At 47.8% G+C, this 601-nt stretch carries 1 protein-coding gene; it reads right to left on the minus strand.

Annotated elements, in window-relative coordinates:
• On the minus strand, positions 1-583 hold a 583-nt coding region (locus SANK73390_RS12535; RefSeq protein ID WP_462766330.1), incomplete at its 3' end, for an AMP-binding protein.
• Between the last annotated feature and the right edge of the window lie 18 nt (positions 584-601).

Below are 601 nucleotides of genomic sequence, written 5' to 3' on the forward strand. Positions count from 1 at the left end.
CCCCATTAGGGGCCACCGCTAATGTTACTGCGCATTGTTCAACATCTGGTAACTGTCCAAGTTGCTGTTCTATTTCTTCTAATTCAATTCGAAAGCCTCTTAACTTAACCTGCTGGTCTATTCGCCCTTTGTATTCCAAATGTTCTGCCGTCGTCCAACGTACCAAGTCGCCCGTACGATACAACCTTCCCTCACCAAACGGATTATCAATAAAACGCTCCGCTGTTAAATCGTCTCGCTGCCAATATCCTTGAGCTAAACCATCACCACCAATACACAGCTCTCCAATGCTACCCGGCGCTTGTAAATGACCTAAGCGGTTCAATACATAAAGCTGGGTATTCGCTATACCCTTGCCAATATTTATCTGCTCATCAGTCACGTTATACAGCGCAGACCAAATTGTGGTTTCTGTTGGCCCGTACATATTCCATAAACTGCCCCCCAGCGGGGTCAACCTATGCCGCAGTGCCTTTGCCATTTCTTGAGGCATTGCTTCGCCACCACACAACGCTTTAAGGCCTTTGCTTGGCTCCCACCCGCCTTGTAATAGTAGTTGCCATGTCGCTGGGGTCGCTTGCATTACATCTATCTTTGCAGT

This window comes from Pseudoalteromonas sp. SANK 73390 (genome assembly GCF_054966645.1).